General features: G+C 47.2%; 15 protein-coding genes. 6 read left to right on the forward strand and 9 right to left on the reverse strand.

Annotated features, from left to right (window positions below):
* Positions 1–22: 22 nt before the first annotated feature.
* Positions 23–862, reverse strand: coding sequence for an S-formylglutathione hydrolase (gene fghA / locus LVJ86_RS05000; protein ID WP_047761322.1), 840 nt, complete (start codon positions 860–862; stop codon positions 23–25).
* Between the two features lie 195 nt (positions 863–1,057).
* Between fghA and recR the strand changes: the two genes are divergently transcribed.
* Positions 1,058–1,663 (forward strand): recombination mediator RecR, encoded by a 606-nt coding sequence (gene recR / locus LVJ86_RS05005; RefSeq protein WP_047761369.1) that lies wholly within the window; start codon positions 1,058–1,060, stop codon positions 1,661–1,663.
* A gap of 74 nt (positions 1,664–1,737) precedes the next feature.
* Here the strand turns inward: recR and LVJ86_RS05010 are convergent, their stop codons facing one another.
* Positions 1,738–3,033, reverse strand: coding sequence for an N-acetylmuramoyl-L-alanine amidase (locus LVJ86_RS05010; RefSeq protein WP_047761323.1), 1,296 nt, complete (start codon positions 3,031–3,033; stop codon positions 1,738–1,740).
* Positions 3,000–3,491 (reverse strand): tRNA (adenosine(37)-N6)-threonylcarbamoyltransferase complex ATPase subunit type 1 TsaE, encoded by a 492-nt coding sequence (gene tsaE / locus LVJ86_RS05015; RefSeq protein ID WP_047761324.1) that lies wholly within the window; start codon positions 3,489–3,491, stop codon positions 3,000–3,002. Before tsaE ends, LVJ86_RS05010 begins: the two co-directional genes overlap by 34 nt.
* Before the next feature lie 429 nt (positions 3,492–3,920).
* Between tsaE and murI the strand changes: the two genes are divergently transcribed.
* From murI to ettA, 4 genes are all read left to right on the forward strand, one after another.
* A complete protein-coding gene (gene murI / locus LVJ86_RS05020; protein ID WP_047761325.1) occupies positions 3,921–4,727 on the forward strand; it encodes a glutamate racemase in 807 nt (268 codons plus the stop codon).
* A 227-nt stretch (positions 4,728–4,954) separates the two neighbouring features.
* Positions 4,955–5,194, forward strand: coding sequence for a hypothetical protein (locus LVJ86_RS05025; protein ID WP_047761326.1), 240 nt, complete (start codon positions 4,955–4,957; stop codon positions 5,192–5,194).
* 205 nt (positions 5,195–5,399) lie between these two features.
* Complete coding sequence (locus LVJ86_RS05030) at positions 5,400–5,711, forward strand: hypothetical protein (RefSeq protein WP_047761327.1); 312 nt, start codon at positions 5,400–5,402, stop codon at positions 5,709–5,711.
* 320 nt (positions 5,712–6,031) lie between these two features.
* Positions 6,032–7,705, forward strand: a complete 1,674-nt coding sequence (gene ettA / locus LVJ86_RS05035) for an energy-dependent translational throttle protein EttA (protein ID WP_047761328.1) — start codon at positions 6,032–6,034, stop codon at positions 7,703–7,705.
* Between the two features lie 60 nt (positions 7,706–7,765).
* On the opposite strand, the gene LVJ86_RS05040 is transcribed toward ettA, so the two are convergent.
* From LVJ86_RS05040 to iscX, 4 genes are all read right to left on the reverse strand, one after another.
* The gene (locus LVJ86_RS05040) at positions 7,766–9,931 is read right to left on the reverse strand and encodes a heavy metal translocating P-type ATPase (RefSeq protein ID WP_047761329.1); all 2,166 of its coding nucleotides are present in this window, start codon (positions 9,929–9,931) and stop codon (positions 7,766–7,768) included.
* A gap of 250 nt (positions 9,932–10,181) precedes the next feature.
* A complete protein-coding gene (locus LVJ86_RS05045; protein WP_047761330.1) occupies positions 10,182–10,397 on the reverse strand; it encodes a heavy-metal-associated domain-containing protein in 216 nt (71 codons plus the stop codon).
* Between the two features lie 227 nt (positions 10,398–10,624).
* Positions 10,625–11,794, reverse strand: coding sequence for an alpha-hydroxy acid oxidase (locus LVJ86_RS05050; protein ID WP_047761331.1), 1,170 nt, complete (start codon positions 11,792–11,794; stop codon positions 10,625–10,627).
* Between the two features lie 182 nt (positions 11,795–11,976).
* The gene (iscX, locus tag LVJ86_RS05055) at positions 11,977–12,171 is read right to left on the reverse strand and encodes a Fe-S cluster assembly protein IscX (protein ID WP_047761332.1); all 195 of its coding nucleotides are present in this window, start codon (positions 12,169–12,171) and stop codon (positions 11,977–11,979) included.
* A gap of 159 nt (positions 12,172–12,330) precedes the next feature.
* Here iscX and LVJ86_RS05060 point away from each other — a divergent pair, with 159 nt between their 5' ends.
* Positions 12,331–12,639: a hypothetical protein gene (locus LVJ86_RS05060; protein ID WP_047761333.1), complete on the forward strand. Its 309-nt coding sequence runs from the start codon at positions 12,331–12,333 to the stop codon at positions 12,637–12,639.
* Between the two features lie 66 nt (positions 12,640–12,705).
* Here the strand turns inward: LVJ86_RS05060 and LVJ86_RS05065 are convergent, their stop codons facing one another.
* Together LVJ86_RS05065 and LVJ86_RS05070 are read right to left on the reverse strand one after the other, a co-directional pair.
* On the reverse strand, positions 12,706–13,293 hold the full coding sequence (locus LVJ86_RS05065) for a hypothetical protein (RefSeq protein ID WP_047761334.1): 588 nt from the start codon (positions 13,291–13,293) through the stop codon (positions 12,706–12,708).
* A 245-nt stretch (positions 13,294–13,538) separates the two neighbouring features.
* A complete protein-coding gene (locus LVJ86_RS05070; protein ID WP_047761335.1) occupies positions 13,539–14,864 on the reverse strand; it encodes a dicarboxylate/amino acid:cation symporter in 1,326 nt (441 codons plus the stop codon).
* Between the last annotated feature and the right edge of the window lie 349 nt (positions 14,865–15,213).

Below are 15,213 nucleotides of genomic sequence, written 5' to 3' on the forward strand. Positions count from 1 at the left end.
ACAGGCCGTCTGAAATTACCGCTTACAAACCCAAGGCATCGGCATGGAATTCGATATGCGTACCGATAAAGCTGGCTACAAAGTAGTAGCTGTGGTCGTAGCCGGGGCGGAGGTTATATTGAACGTGGAAGCGGTTGGCACGAGCGGCGGCTATAAATTTTTCCGGTTGTAACTCATGCGGATAAAATTCATCGGCATCGCCTTGATCAATCAGTATCGGCAGCGGGTGTGCGCAGCGTTTAATAAGTGCCGTACTGTCGTAGGCCAGCCAATTTTCAGTTTGGCCGCCCAAATAAGCTGAGAATGCTTGCTGTCCCCAAGGTGTTTCGCTCGGATTGACGATCGGTGCGAATGCCGATACGGCGGCATAGCGCGTGGGATTTTTTAGTGCGATTTGCAGGGCACCGTGTCCGCCCATGCTATGACCGGAGATACTGCGTTGGTCGCTGACGGGAAATTCGGTTTCAATCAGGGCCGGCAGCTCGTGCGTAATATAGTCGTACATTTGATAGTGTGCGACCCAAGGTTTTTCGGTGGCATTCACATAAAACCCCGCGCCTTGCCCCAAATCATAACGGTCGTCATCAGCAATATCGCTGCCCCTCGGAGAAGTGTCGGGTATAACCAAAGCCATTCCCCATTGTGCCGCATAGCGTTGCGCCCCAGATTTGGTTGAGAAATTTTCATCGGTACAGGTTAGCCCTGAAAGCCAGTAGAGAACGGGAACGCGGTAACCTTGCAATGCTTGCGGCGGCAGGTAAATGGAGAAAGTCATCTCACAGCCGTTTGCATTCGAGTAATGACGGTGACGCTCATGGTGGCCATTGAACATTTTATGGCGGCTAAGCAAAGTAGTAGGCATAACGGGACTTTCATGAAAATAAAAATGGCTGTTGTGCCGTATTGAAAGAATACAGAGGTGGAACGGCCTGATGATTATAAAAGTTTTTTTACTTTTTCGGGAAAAGATCAGCCGGTATGGATCTGTTTTGCAGCGGTGCGGCCGCACGCCAACGAGGTTATAATATGCTACTTTTTATTTGCTTGTTTGAAGTCTATGCAGAAACCTACCGATGCTTTTAACCGCCTGATTGATGCCTTGAAAATATTACCCAATGTCGGCCCGAAATCGGCACAGCGTATGGCATACCAACTTTTGCAGCACAACCGGAGCGGTGCGGCCGAATTGGTTGAAGCGTTGCAATATGCCTTGAAACAAGTACGCCATTGCGCCGGTTGCAATACGTTTTGCGAACATGAATATTGCGATATATGCGCCGATGAAAAACGCGACCGCCGCCGTTTGATGATTGTGCATATGCCGGCGGATGTGGCGAGTATGGAGGCGGCGCATTGTCACGACGGCTTGTATTTTGTATTGATGGGACAGGTTAACCCCGTGCAAGGGATGGATTTGAGCCATATTGCATTAGAGCGGCTGGTAGAGCGGTTGAAGGAAAGCGAAACCGAAGAAATCATTATCGCTACTAATTTTACAGCCGAAGGCGATGCGACCGCCTATATATTGTCGGAGCTGTTTAAAAACCTGCCGTATAAAGTAAGCCGTTTGGCACGCGGGATGCCTTTGGGTGGCGAACTGGAATATGTGGATGCGGGTACGTTGGCGCAAGCGGTATATGAGCGGCGTTTGTTGAAAGAGTAATATCGGCTTAGAGGAAAATTGATTGAAAAGGCCGTCTGAAAACGTATTTTCAGACGGCCTTTGATCATTTTGGTTTAACGGCGTGCTAATACGGCGTTGCTTAGATAACTGCGGATGCCTTGGGCGATTGCATTTGCACTTTGCTGGCGGAATGAGGCGCTGGCCAATAGTTTTTCTTCGGTAGGGTTCGATAGGAAAGCCGTTTCTACCAAAATAGAGGGAATATCCGGGGCGCGCAAAACGGCGAAGTTGGCTTGGTCAACATAACCTTTATGCAGTTTGTTGAGCTTGCCCAGCTCGTCCAACACCCTGCGGCCGAGTACTAAGCTGTCTTTGATTGTAGCCGTTTGGGTCATATCAAGAAGAGCGCTGTCGACTTGTTTGTTTCCCACTTTTTGTACGCCGCCGATTAAGTCGGCATTATTTTGCGTTTGCTCGAGAAAGCGGGCGGCCGCACTGGTCGCGCCGCGTGTGCTGAGCGCATAAACGCCTGTGCCGCGTGCCGAAGGGCTGGTAAAAGCATCGGCATGGATAGACACGAAAATATCCGCTTTAAGTGATCGGGCTTTGGCGACACGCACGCCTAATGGGATGAAAACATCTTCATTACGCGTCATATAGGTTTGGTAGCCCATAGCGTCCAATCGTTTTTTGGTTTCGCGGGCAATTGCCAAGACAACGTTTTTTTCACGTAGGCCGCTGGGGCCGATAGCGCCCGGATCTTCGCCGCCATGACCGGGATCAAGCACGATAATCGGTTTGCGGTTACTGCGGCGGGTATCTGTAGGCGGCGGAGTGTCGACAATAGCGGGTTGGCGGTCTTGTACAGGGGGGACGTTGCCGCCGCTACCCGTGCCGTCGCTGCGGATGCGGCCTTGCGTATAGTCTTCGAGCAGCGCCATTAAAGGATCGTTTGCTTCGGCGGCAGCCGCTACGGCAGCAGATGGGTAAAGGTCGATAACCAAGCGGTTTCGGAAATTGGCGATCGGTGCCAGAGTAAATACTTGCGGGTTGACTGTTTGTTTCAAATCAATCACAACCCGTACGGTAGTCGCGGTATTTTGTCCAACCCGTATGTTGGCGATATAAGGGTCGCTTTTTTGAACTTTGGTATTGATGCTTTGCAATACATTGTTTAATGTCGAACCCTCGATATCCACTACCAAACGGGACGGGTTACTTAGGGTAAAGTGCTTGTATTTGAGCGCTTGGGAGGCTTCGAGCGTGATACGGGTGTAGGCGTTGGCAGGCCAGATGCGGACAGCTACAAACTCAGGAGCGGCTTTTGCCAGTGCGCCTAATGGTGTAACTGTGAACAACAAGCCGGCGGCACTACTTAAAACGCGGCGGCGGGTAATTGGTTTGACCATACTTCTAAACTTTTTCTGCCGATATCGGTATGTGCGGTTAGGGTGAGGGAGCGGCCGTCGCCTGAGCGTTTGAGGGCGGCGGTAAGGTCGGCAGGCGGTACGAAACCTTCTGCCTGTTGCGGCCATTCGATGAGGCAGATGCTGCGGTTGTCGAATAATTCATCTAAACCGGCATCATCCCATTCTTCGGGGCTGCCAAAGCGGTAGAGATCGAAATGATGAAGGGTAAACCGCTCAAGCGGATAAGATTCGACCAATGTATAGGTAGGGCTTTTAACTGCGCCTTGATGGCCGAGTCCGCGTAATAGGCCGCGGGTAAAGGTAGTTTTGCCGGCACCGAGATCACCATCCAGATAAATCACCAGAGGCGCCGTCAGGCCGGGCGCCAAGCTGCCGCCCAGAGCCAAAGTGGCCGCCTCGTCGGTCAGGTAGTGTGTTATCGGAGTGGATGCTGTCATAGTATGTGCCTTGCCGGGCAACCCCGGTAAATATTTCGGAACAAACGCTAATTATGCGGTAATTGTAACGGTTTGCAAACCTTGTAAATCGCTAAATTTGTTTAAATAGACTAAAAAATACCTGATTTTTCATGATTCGGTCATATTTTAGCGGCTAAGACTATTGTTTGCTTTGTTCTGCACCCGCAGTGGCGGCGTTTGTTTCGGGTATTCGGAAACGGGAGTACAATACAATGCCTTAGGGTGATAAGCTTCATGCCGTCTGAAAAATAAGATGGCAGGCTTTTGCCAGATATTGATTGTTTGGGAAGCATTTGGTTTCATAACATTGGATTTTTAGTTTTTCTATTAGGTTTAAATAATGATGCGAACTTCTTGAATAATTGTTGTAATGTAAAACACTTTTTAATCGGATATTTTGGTTGAGTAATGAATAATAAGCAGCGTCCTATCGGTGTGTTTGATTCTGGCGTGGGCGGTCTTACCAATGTGCGTGCATTGATGGAGCGTTTGCCGATGGAAAATATCGTTTATTTCGGTGATACGGCCCGTGTGCCCTATGGTGTGAAGTCCCGTTCCACGATTGAATCTTTTACCGCTCAAATTGTTGATTTTCTTTTGCAAAATGATGTTAAGGCCTTGGTGATCGCCTGTAATACCATTGCTGCCGTTGCAGGTCAGAAGGTGCGGACAATGGCGGGTAACATGCCGGTATTGGATGTGATTACGGCGGGAGCCGAGGCAGCGCTCAATACTACGCAAACCAACTATATCGGCGTTATTGCGACAAGCACTACGGTAAACAGCAACGCATATGCCCGTGCTATTCACAGCTGCAATGCCGATACGCGGGTGCAGTCGCAAGCGGCTCCTTTGTTGGTGCCTCTGGTAGAAGAAGGTTGGCTTGACCATGAGGTAACGAGGTTAACGGTACGCGAATATCTCAAACCTCTGTTGGCAGAAGATATTGATACGCTGGTGTTGGGTTGCACGCATTATCCATTATTGAAACCCCTTATCCGCAGGGAAGCACCTGGTATTGCATTGGTGGATTCCGCCATCACAACAGCCGAAGCGACCGCACGTGCATTGGCTGAAGCAGACTTGCTTAATACCGATAACCCGGCGCCCGATTACCGTTTCTATGTTAGTGATATCCCCTTGCGCTTCCGAACTATAGGCGAGCGTTTTTTAGGCCGCAGCATGGAGCAGATTGAAATGGTTTCATTGGGTTGATACGCCTCGCCGAGAAATTATTTTTCAGACGGCCTTCCAGTTTGACGGAAGGCTGTTTTCTTTTGTAAATTAAGTGTTTGAATAAGATTAAAGATTCGAATTGTAAGAGGTATTTGTTGCTTACGTTAGAAATAATTTGAACTTTTTACTCTAGAGCCTTTCTGAAAGATACATGTTAACAAAACATGTCGTTTCTCAAATTTTAAATGAAGAGAGGATTTTTAGTTATGAAAAAAATCGCCGTATCCTTATCAGTATTGGCTTTGGTTGGCGTTGCTGTAGCCGCTCCTACTATCCAAGTGCAAACCGAATCGGCACAACCGGCTGTTCAAAGTGCTTCTGCTGCTTCGCCAGCTGATGTTCTGAATGGTCAAAATTTGCAAACCGAAGCTTCTGCCGCTGATACTTCTGGTGCGGCTTCTTCAGTAGAAGCACCTGCCGAAGGTGCTTCGGTTTCCGCCAATTAATAGAAATTCACAAAAACCGCCAGAAATATTCGATTTCGGGCGGTTTTTTTATTAAAACATGCAAGTGAGAAATTTTTCAGGCAATTATGCGGTTGATTTTTTACAAGTGCATAACAGCTGTTAACCCTGATCGGTCTATGATTCGTTCCAACACGGCAGGGCAATATGCACCGCGGTGCTTTCACTAAATATTAGGAGTATCACCATGAAAAAATTCACCACTTTTGTTTCTTTATTGTTTGTTTCCGCAGGCCTCATGGCTGCACCGATGAAACAGCTTGTGCCGCAAGATGCGCCCAACGGCAAACAGCCGGTTGCCCAGCAGTTAAATAAGCAAGCTCCTAAAAAGCATGGGGCAAAAGAAGCGCATGGTAAGAAAAAAGAACATCATCAAAAAGAAGCCCGCCACGGCAAAAAAGAGCATGGAAAAGAACATGGCAAACAAGAGATGAAAGAGCAGCGCGCCAAACACCAAGGGGCGGCTAAAGAACCCGTTTCTTTAAAACCTGCCAACTAAATAGAAAAATTAGGAAGCAATCGGAAATTGAGGTTCTCGGATAACCCATTTTTCAACCGGGCTTAAATATACGCGATCCGAATAACAAATCTTGAGAGGCCGTCTGAAAAAATTTCAGACGGCCTGCTTATTGGTATAGAAATATTTAGCAGACAGAGAAACCCATTTATTTCATTCCATGAATTTACAGGGTTTTTTGTTTTGTGATTTGGATGCTATCAGTTAGAATAAGCACCAATTTTTCACTTTCAGACGGCCTCATTCCAACCGGCGTAACATGCCGTCTGAAAAACGATTGTTTATTTCAAGCAGAGAGCAATATGGCCCAATATGTATATTCTATGCTGCGCGTGAGCAAAGTAGTTCCGCCGCAGAAAACCATTATCAAAGATATTTCATTATCATTTTTTCCGGGCGCTAAAATCGGCCTTTTGGGTTTGAACGGTGCGGGTAAATCTACCGTGTTGCGGATTATGGCCGGGGTAGATAAAGAGTTTGAAGGAGAAGCCGTGCCGATGAGCGGTATCAAAATCGGCTATTTGCCGCAAGAGCCGGAGCTTGACCCTGAAAAAACCGTGCGCGAAGAGGTAGAAAGCGGCTTGGGTGAAGTGGCCGATGCGCAAAAGCGTTTGGAAGAAGTTTATGCTGCTTATGCCGATCCGGATGCCGACTTTGATGCTTTGGCAGAAGAACAGGGGCGTTTGGAAGCGATTATCGCCGCCGGTTCCAGCACAAGCGGCGGTGCCGAGCATGAATTGGAAATTGCGGCAGATGCCCTGCGCCTGCCCGATTGGGATACCAAAATCGGCGTATTATCTGGCGGTGAAAAACGCCGCGTGGCTTTGTGCAAATTGCTGTTGTCCAAACCCGATATGCTGTTGTTGGACGAACCGACCAACCACTTGGACGCCGAATCGGTAGAATGGCTGGAGCAATTCTTGGTGCGCTTCCCCGGAACGGTAGTGGCGGTTACGCACGACCGCTACTTCCTTGATAATGCCGCCGAGTGGATTTTAGAGCTCGACCGCGGCCACGGTATTCCTTGGAAAGGCAACTATTCTTCATGGCTGGAGCAAAAAGAGCAGCGTTTGGCCAACGAAGCCAAATCCGAGGCTGCCCGTATCAAGGCTATGAAACAGGAATTGGAATGGGTTCGCCAAAATACCAAGGGCCGCCAAGCCAAATCAAAAGCCCGTTTGGCGCGTTTTGAGGAAATGAGTAATTACGAATACCAAAAGCGCAATGAAACACAAGAAATCTTCATTCCTGTGGCCGAGCGCTTGGGTAACGAAGTGATTGAGTTTGTAAATGTTTCCAAGTCATTCGGCGATAAGGTACTGATTGACGACTTGAGCTTTAAAGTGCCGCCCGGTGCGATTGTCGGCATTATCGGCCCCAACGGTGCCGGTAAATCGACCCTGTTCAAAATGATTGCAGGTAAAGAGCAGCCTGATTCGGGTGAAGTGAAAATCGGCCAAACCGTCAAAATGAGCTTGATTGACCAAAGCCGCGAAGGTTTGCAAAGCGATAAGACCGTATTCGATACCATCGCCGAAGGCCGCGATATTTTGCAGGTAGGGCAGTTTGAAATTCCCGCCCGTGCTTACTTGGGCCGTTTTAACTTCAAAGGCAGCGACCAAAGTAAAATTGCCGGCAATCTTTCAGGTGGTGAGCGCGGCCGTCTGCACTTGGCCAAAACCCTTTTGGCGGGCGGCAACGTATTGTTGCTGGACGAACCCTCCAATGATTTGGATGTAGAAACCCTGCGTGCCCTTGAAGATGCTTTGCTGGAATTTGCCGGTAGCGTGATGGTGATTTCGCACGACCGCTGGTTCCTTGACCGCATTGCCACACATATTTTGGCATGCGAAGGCGATTCAAAATGGGTGTTCTTCGATGGCAACTATCAGGAATACGAAGCCGATAAAAAACGCCGTTTGGGTGAAGAAGGTGCGAAGCCGAAACGGATTAAATACAAACCGGTAACACGTTAAATTTATTTTAAAAGGCCGTCTGAAAATTTTCAGACGGCCTTTTTAATCATAAAAGTGCGGTTAATGAACCTTTGTGTTTTTAAGTCGAAGGGCATTGGCTAATACGGATACCGAACTTAAAGCCATAGCGGCTCCGGCGATAATCGGGTTGAGCAGGCCAAATGCCGCCAGCGGAATGCCTAAGATATTATAGATAAATGCAAAAAATAGATTTTGTTTGATATTTTTCAGCGTGGCGCGAGAAATTAACAGGGCATCAACCATTTGATTGACCGAGTGCTGCATCAGGGTAGCAGAGGCTGCGGATTCCGCAATATCCGCGCCGTTTTTCATGGCAAAGCCGATATTGGCAGCGGCTAATGCAGGCGCATCATTAATGCCGTCTCCCACCATGGCTACGGTTCGGCCTTTATGGCGCAAGGCTTGAATAGCGGCGGCTTTTTCACGCGGGTTCATATTGCCTTTGGCATGTTTGATGTTTAGCTTTTGTGCAATATAAGCTACAACTTCCGGGCGATCCCCACTCATTATATGAATATCGATATTTTTCTCCTGAAGACGGCGGATAGCTTCGGCAGTATCGGCTTTCAATTCGTCTGCCAGTGCAAATATGCCGATAGGGCCGTTGTCGGCGGATACCGCAACCAAACTCGAAATCTGCCAAACAGCATCCATGTCTTGGGGCGGTGAGATACCGCACCATTCCGGTTTGCCCACACAAACCCTACCATATTCCGAAACATCGGCAGAAATACCTGCCCCGGCCTCTATTACAATATTTTCGGCGTCAGGAATATCCAACTGCCGTTCTTTGGCAGCATTAATCACTGCATCGGCCAAAGGATGTTTGGCATATTGTTCGACTGCAGCGGCAGCACGGTAAAGGCTGTTTTCATTATAGCCGCTGTCGGGTGCAAGCCATACGGCGGCAACTTTTGGCCGACCTTGGGTGAGTGTGCCTGTTTTATCAAGTACGACAGTATCGACACGGGCGGCTTCTTCCATAGTGGCAGCGTCTTTAAACCAGATACCGTGTTTAACCGCTTTGCCCATTCCCACCATGATGGCGGCAGGCGTCGCCAAGCCGAGTGCGCACGGGCAGGCAATCACCAAGACGGCAACGGCATTCATCAGGGCGTTTACCCAATCGGATGTAAGATATCCCGTGATGACAAACGTTAACAGCGCAATACCGACTACTGCCGGTACGAAAACGGCTGCCACTTTATCCGCCACACGGGCTATAGGGGCTTTACTGCCTTGTGCTTCGGCCAGTGCGGCCATCATATCGCCCAATAGGGTTTGGCTGCCGAAATGTTCGGCTCGGTAGGTGATGCTGCCTCCGGTTATCATAGCGCCTGCCAATACCCTACTGCCTACGGTTTTTGCTTCGGGATTGGATTCTCCCGTAAGATGGCTTTCATCGGCCCAGCCATTGCCGCTTTCCACAACGCCATCTGCGGCTATGCGCTCTCCCAAACCGGCACGGATAAGTTCTCCGGTGCGGACTTGGTTTAAGGGTAAGGTTTGCCAACTGCCGTTTCGCTCCACATTGACTTGTTTGGGTGTAAGGGTGAGCAGTTCGCCCAAACTGTTGAGGCTTGCTTTTTTTGTACGCTGTTCTAAAAACTTACCCAAGCTGACAAAGCCGATAACCATCACACCGGCTTCAAAATAAACATGGGCTTGCGTGCCGTGGCCGGACGGATGGGCGAATAAAATAAATGCGGAATACAAATAAATAGCAAGCGTGCCGAGTGAAACCAAGACGTCCATATTGGCCAAACCGCCTTTTACCGATGCCCATGCGCCACGGTAAAAGGGCGTGGCAAGCCAAAGTTGGACTATGCTGGCCAAGACAAATTGCCATATAGGCGGCAGCATCCAATGATGCTGCCCGAGCAGCATACCGGCCATGCCGATGATAAACGGGATATTGATGGCTAATAGCAGCCATAGGTGTAAATGGGAGGGATGTTCGGCAGCCGTAGTAGTGGTTGGCCCGCTTTCGGTTTGCAAAGTAGCCTCAAAGCCGGCTTGGCGGATAATGGCGGCGATGGCCTCATTATTGCTGATTTCGCCGTCAAAAGTAACGACGGCTTCTTCACTGGCGAAGTTGACGTTTGCTTCGCTAATAAAATCTTTTTTGTTCAGCACTTTTTCAATTCGGCTGGCGCAGGCTTGGCAGGTCATGCCGCTGATGCTGAAACGGGCTTTTTGCTGCATAGTCGTTCCGTTGGCGTGAGCCGTTTTTTAACGGCCGGATGTGGGAATGCGGAAGCGGTAGGCTGAAATTTTTTATAAATATTCCGAAATGGAAAATGCTTTAGGTTCGCCGCACTTTATAAGTTTTGCGTGCTGCCATCCTGTATTGGCATTACCGCATTGATAATCCGAAAAGATGGTTTTCAGACGGCCTGTAAGTTTTTTGACAGGCCTTCCGAATATAATATTTAAATTTAATTAGGCAGGGGATTCATGCAGGCAGAGATGCGTCGAACCCGGCGTTTTCAATTGCTTCAATCAGTTGGGCCGTATCGGTTTTACCTTCCGCGATATTAATAACGGCACGGCCCGAGGCCAAGTCTACGTGTGCTTTTTCCACGCCTTCTACTGCTTCAAGTATGCGTGTAACACTGTTAACACAACCGCCGCAAGTCATGCCTTCGATATTTAAGGTAACCGTTTTCATTGTGTTTTCCTAAAAAATGTTTTCAGACGGCTATACTATAAACCTTTACGCGGGGTTAGGGTCAAGAGGCCAGAGAATTGATAAGTGTTCCGCAAACTTTAAGATAGGGTTGATAAGGTATTCAAAAATAGCAGTCGTTTTCATATAACCGGTATGGCGTAGATGACTTATTTTGCAAAGTTTGTCTTTTAAAAAATGCCGTCTGAAAATTTTTCAGACGGCATTTTTTAGTAAGGCTCGGGATAAGTGCCTTTTATCAAAATGTTTTTATCTACGTCGGCAAGATTTCGATGACCGGTAAATGCCATAGTGATATCCATTTCTTTATAAAGTATTTCCAACGCTCGGGTAACGCCTTGTTCTCCGTATGCGCCCAAACCGTAAAGATAAGCGCGGCCTGTCATAAAACCGCGGGCGCCAAGAGCCCAGGCTTTGAGCATATCTTGGCCGCTGCGTATGCCGCTGTCCAGCCATACTTCGGTTTTGCTGCCGACAGCCTGTACGATATTGGGCAGGGCGCGGATGGTTGAAAGCGCGCCGTCGAGCTGGCGGCCTCCGTGGTTGGATACAACAATGGCATCTGCACCGTGTTTGACGGCCATTTCCGCATCTTCGGCATCTAAAATACCTTTGATGATCAGCTTCCCGCCCCATAAATCTTTAATACGGGCAACGTCGTCCCAGCTTAAACGGGGATCAAATTGTTCGGCTGTCCATGAAGACAACGAGGAAACATCGGTAATGCTTTTTGCATGGCCGACGATATTACGGAAAGTACGGCGTTCGGTATTGAGCATGCTTAAGCACCACTCCGGCTTGGTGGCCAAATTGAGCCAATTTTTCAGGGTGGGTTTCGGTGGGGTGGAGAGGCCGTTTTTAATATCCCTGTGGCGTTGACCGAGTATTTGCAGGTCGGCGGTGAGAATTAAGGCGGAACACTGTGCGGCTTGGGCGCGGCGGATAAGGTTTTCCATAAACTCGCGATCGCGCATTACATATAATTGAAACCAGAAAGGTGCCGAGGTGTTTTCGGCAATATCTTCGATTGAGCAGATCGACATGGTGGAGAGCGAAAAGGGGATGCCGAATTTTTCTGCTGCGCGTGCGGCCAGAATTTCGCCGTCGGCGTGCATCATGCCGGTTAGTCCCGTAGGAGCGGTTGCCAAAGGCATGGTATATGTTTGCCCCAACATAGGGGCAGACAGTGAACGGCCTTCCATATCAACCAATACTTTTTGACGCAGTTTGATGGCTTGGAAATCATCACTGTTTGCCCGGTATGTGGATTCCGTCCATGAGCCTGAGTCGATGTAGTCGTAAAACATTTTCGGCATTTTGCGCTTGGCTACACGGCGTAAGTCTTCTATACAGGTAATTTTACTTAAATCTTGTTTCATAGGTTCCGCCTCTCTAAGGTATCTCCGGCAGGCTGCCGATATGGTGTGATTGTATCAGGGTGAAAGTAATTCTAAAAAATACTGTTTGTAGTCAGGACGTATTTTGAAGTTAGGATATCATATCCTTTTAAAACAATGCCGTCTGAAAGATTATTCAGACGGCATTGGCTTTAAATCGGGCTTTATTGTGCTTCTTCAATCCATGCTTGTTGGATGGCTTCGAGAATACGCTCGCCGCAACGTGAGGGATCGTCATCAAAATCAGGTAATGCCAAAACCAGTTCGCGCAATTGGGTAAAGCGGATGGTTTGAGGGTCAATATCATTATGATTGTCGTAAAGCTCTTCGGCTATGCGTTGGGTGTCAGTCCATTTCATGGCATGTTTTCCTTATGGTTTGGTGTGTTTGTATATTGTAGCAAATAGATGGCGCCCTACATAGGAAATAGATCTAAGCCGTGTTAAGCTGCCGGTAACTGGTGAAGGCAGCCGCGTTTGTAAAGCCCTTAAAATTTTGATGATTAAACGGGTGAAATTATGATTAAAGTAGTTTATACCTATCGTACTAAAACAGAGGATTTAAGCGAATTGATGGAAAAGTTTGCCCGCTCGGCTTTGCCGCAGTTCGATTCACAACCCAATAATTTAAAAATCGAGATGAGCCGCCGTGATGAGGGCAGGGATACTTATATTCGTTTGGATATTTATTATAACTGTATAGAAGATTATCAAGTCCGCAACCGGCAAGAGCGAAGTTGGCCGCAGTGGCAGGAAATTTGGTTCAATCCTGATAATAAACATACGGAGGTATCGGTAGAGGTTTACGAGGTATTGCATACCGGTTGAATTTTCCTATGATGTAATAAAAATCCCCGGTTTTTCCGGGGATTTTTATTTGCAATCAAAGATGAATCAGTGCTGCTCGGTATGCTCGAGTGAAGAGTGATGAAGAATAATACGGATACGGCCGTCATCTCCCTTAATAAACTGCCAAGTTTTATCAACGGTAACATCATGGCCGTCTTTATTGGTGAAATGTACTTTACCCATGGTGGTGGCGGTATTGCCGGAAATAAAAAGCGCGGCGTTTTCAGGTTCGCATTTGGTCCAACCCTTGAGAGCGAATCCTTTATCGGTAGGAAAGTTTTTATTACCGCCCACGAAGTAGGATAGCGCGCCTTCAGGAGTGGTACGGAATGTTTGCGGTTTCACGGATAATGTGGGTTTGAATAAAACCGGACCCATGTCATAGCCATATAAATCTTCGATGGCTTTTTGAGCTGATTTTTCTGCTGCTTTGCGGCCTCTTTGCTCATATGTGTTGCCGATATCCAATAATGAGCGACACCATTGGTTTTGTGCGTTTAAGACTTCGTTTTCCGAAATGGTTTTGTTAATAATACTGTGGGGTTGAGCAACGAAAGCAAGGTTTTCGGCCGGTGCCGCATAAGCGGGAATTGCAAAAACGGCCGATAGGAAAAGCAGAAAAACTTTTTTCATAGACATATTCCGTGAAATATATTTTCAGAAGTAATGAAGTAATGAAGAGTTATGACTTTTCTGCTATTGCGGTATATATGATGAAAACAGTCAGGAGAATAAATTCTTTATTTCCGTATTTTCGTTAAACAGAAAACATAGTTCTACCTCAAACTACCTGGAAAATGTATCATGGCTACTCTTGTTAAGGTTTGATTTAAATCAGAAACGGCCTGCATTAAGCAGGCCGTTTTTATTTGGAAAGATTATTCAGTTTCAGAAACTGCCGGTTCCAAACGTCCGTTTAAAGCGGCATCCAGCTTTTCTTTATCTAATGCGTTTTCCCAGCGGGCAACAACAATCGTGGCACAGGCATTACCGGTAAGATTGGTTAGGGCTCGGCACTCGGACATAAAGCGGTCGATACCCAAAATCAAAGCCATACCTTCTACCGGCAAACCGGGTACTACCGATAAAGTTGCGGCCAGCGTAATGAAACCTGCTCCGGTAACACCGGCAGCACCTTTTGAGCTCAGCATGGCAACCAACAGTAAAGTGATTTGATGAGTAAGTGTCAGTTCGATATTTAGAGCTTGGGCAATAAATAGGGCAGCCATAGTCATGTAGATATTCGTTCCATCCAGATTGAAAGAATATCCGGTGGGTACTACCAAACCGACCACGGATTTTTCACACCCGGCACGCTGAAGTTTCTGCATCAGGGTAGGTAAAGCGGCTTCGGAAGAGGATGTTCCCAGCACCAACCACAATTCGTCTTTTATGTATTTAATCATTTTAATGATCGAAAAGCCGTTGTAGCGGGCAACTGCTCCTAAAACCACTAATACGAACAAAAGGGACGTAATATAGAAAGTAGCAACCAGTAAAAGCAGATTGCTGATAGAGCTGATACCGTATTTGCCAATTGTAAAAGCCATGGCACCGAAGGCACCGATCGGAGCGGCTTTCATCAAAATGGAAACCATCTTGAATACAGGGGCAGACAGCTCTTGCAGAAAATTGATGACCGGACGGGCCTTGTCGCCAACAGAAGCAAGTGATATCCCAAATAAAACGGCAACAAAAAGCACTTGAAGGATATTACCATCGGTAAGCGGGCTGACAATTGTTTTGGGAATAATATCCATCAAAAAGCCGGTAATCGTGCTTTCATGGGCCTTTTCCACATATTCGGCCACTTTATCCGCTTTGAGGGTATGAGGGTCGATATTCAAACCGGCGCCCGGTTCGATAACATTGGCCACTACCATGCCCACAATCAATGCCAGTGTGGAAAATGTTAAAAAATAAATCATGGCCTTGCCTGCTACCCGGCCGATAGATTTCATATTATTCATGCCCGCAATACCGGTAACCACCGTTAGGAAAATAACCGGGGCAATAATCATTTTAACCAGTTTGATGAAAGCATCTCCCAAAGGTTTCATGCTTTCGCCGATATCCGGATAAAAATGGCCTAATAGGATACCGAGAATAATAGCGAAAATAACTTGCACATAAAGAATCTGGTAAAACTTCTGTTTGCGCAGCGGTACGGTATCATTCAATTCTGTCGGATCAATATTCAACATGATTTGAGGGTCCTCTAAGTACAATCTTTTACTTTTCTATATTTGGATTTGGCCGGCAAACATTGCTGTCAACCAAGTTGAGGCCTTTCCAAAGCGGTATCAATTGATTGCGTATGCCGGTAAATTTGAATGCCGTTTTGATAAAGCCTCAAGTAGAATTAATCTACTCCTTAATTTTCGGTAACACAAACAGCTAAAATGTAAAGAAATAGGTTTTATAATCAGTTCATTGTAAATATTGAGAATTAAATTTCGATTCGATTGGGCGGATATAGCCCGTAAGTGTTGCTTGGGCACCTCATGCCAAACTATCGGATCGGTAAAGAGGTTAACTATCTAAAAAGTTTTT

This window comes from Neisseria arctica (genome assembly GCF_022870905.1).
Classification (GTDB): Bacteria; Pseudomonadota; Gammaproteobacteria; order Burkholderiales; family Neisseriaceae; genus Neisseria; species Neisseria arctica.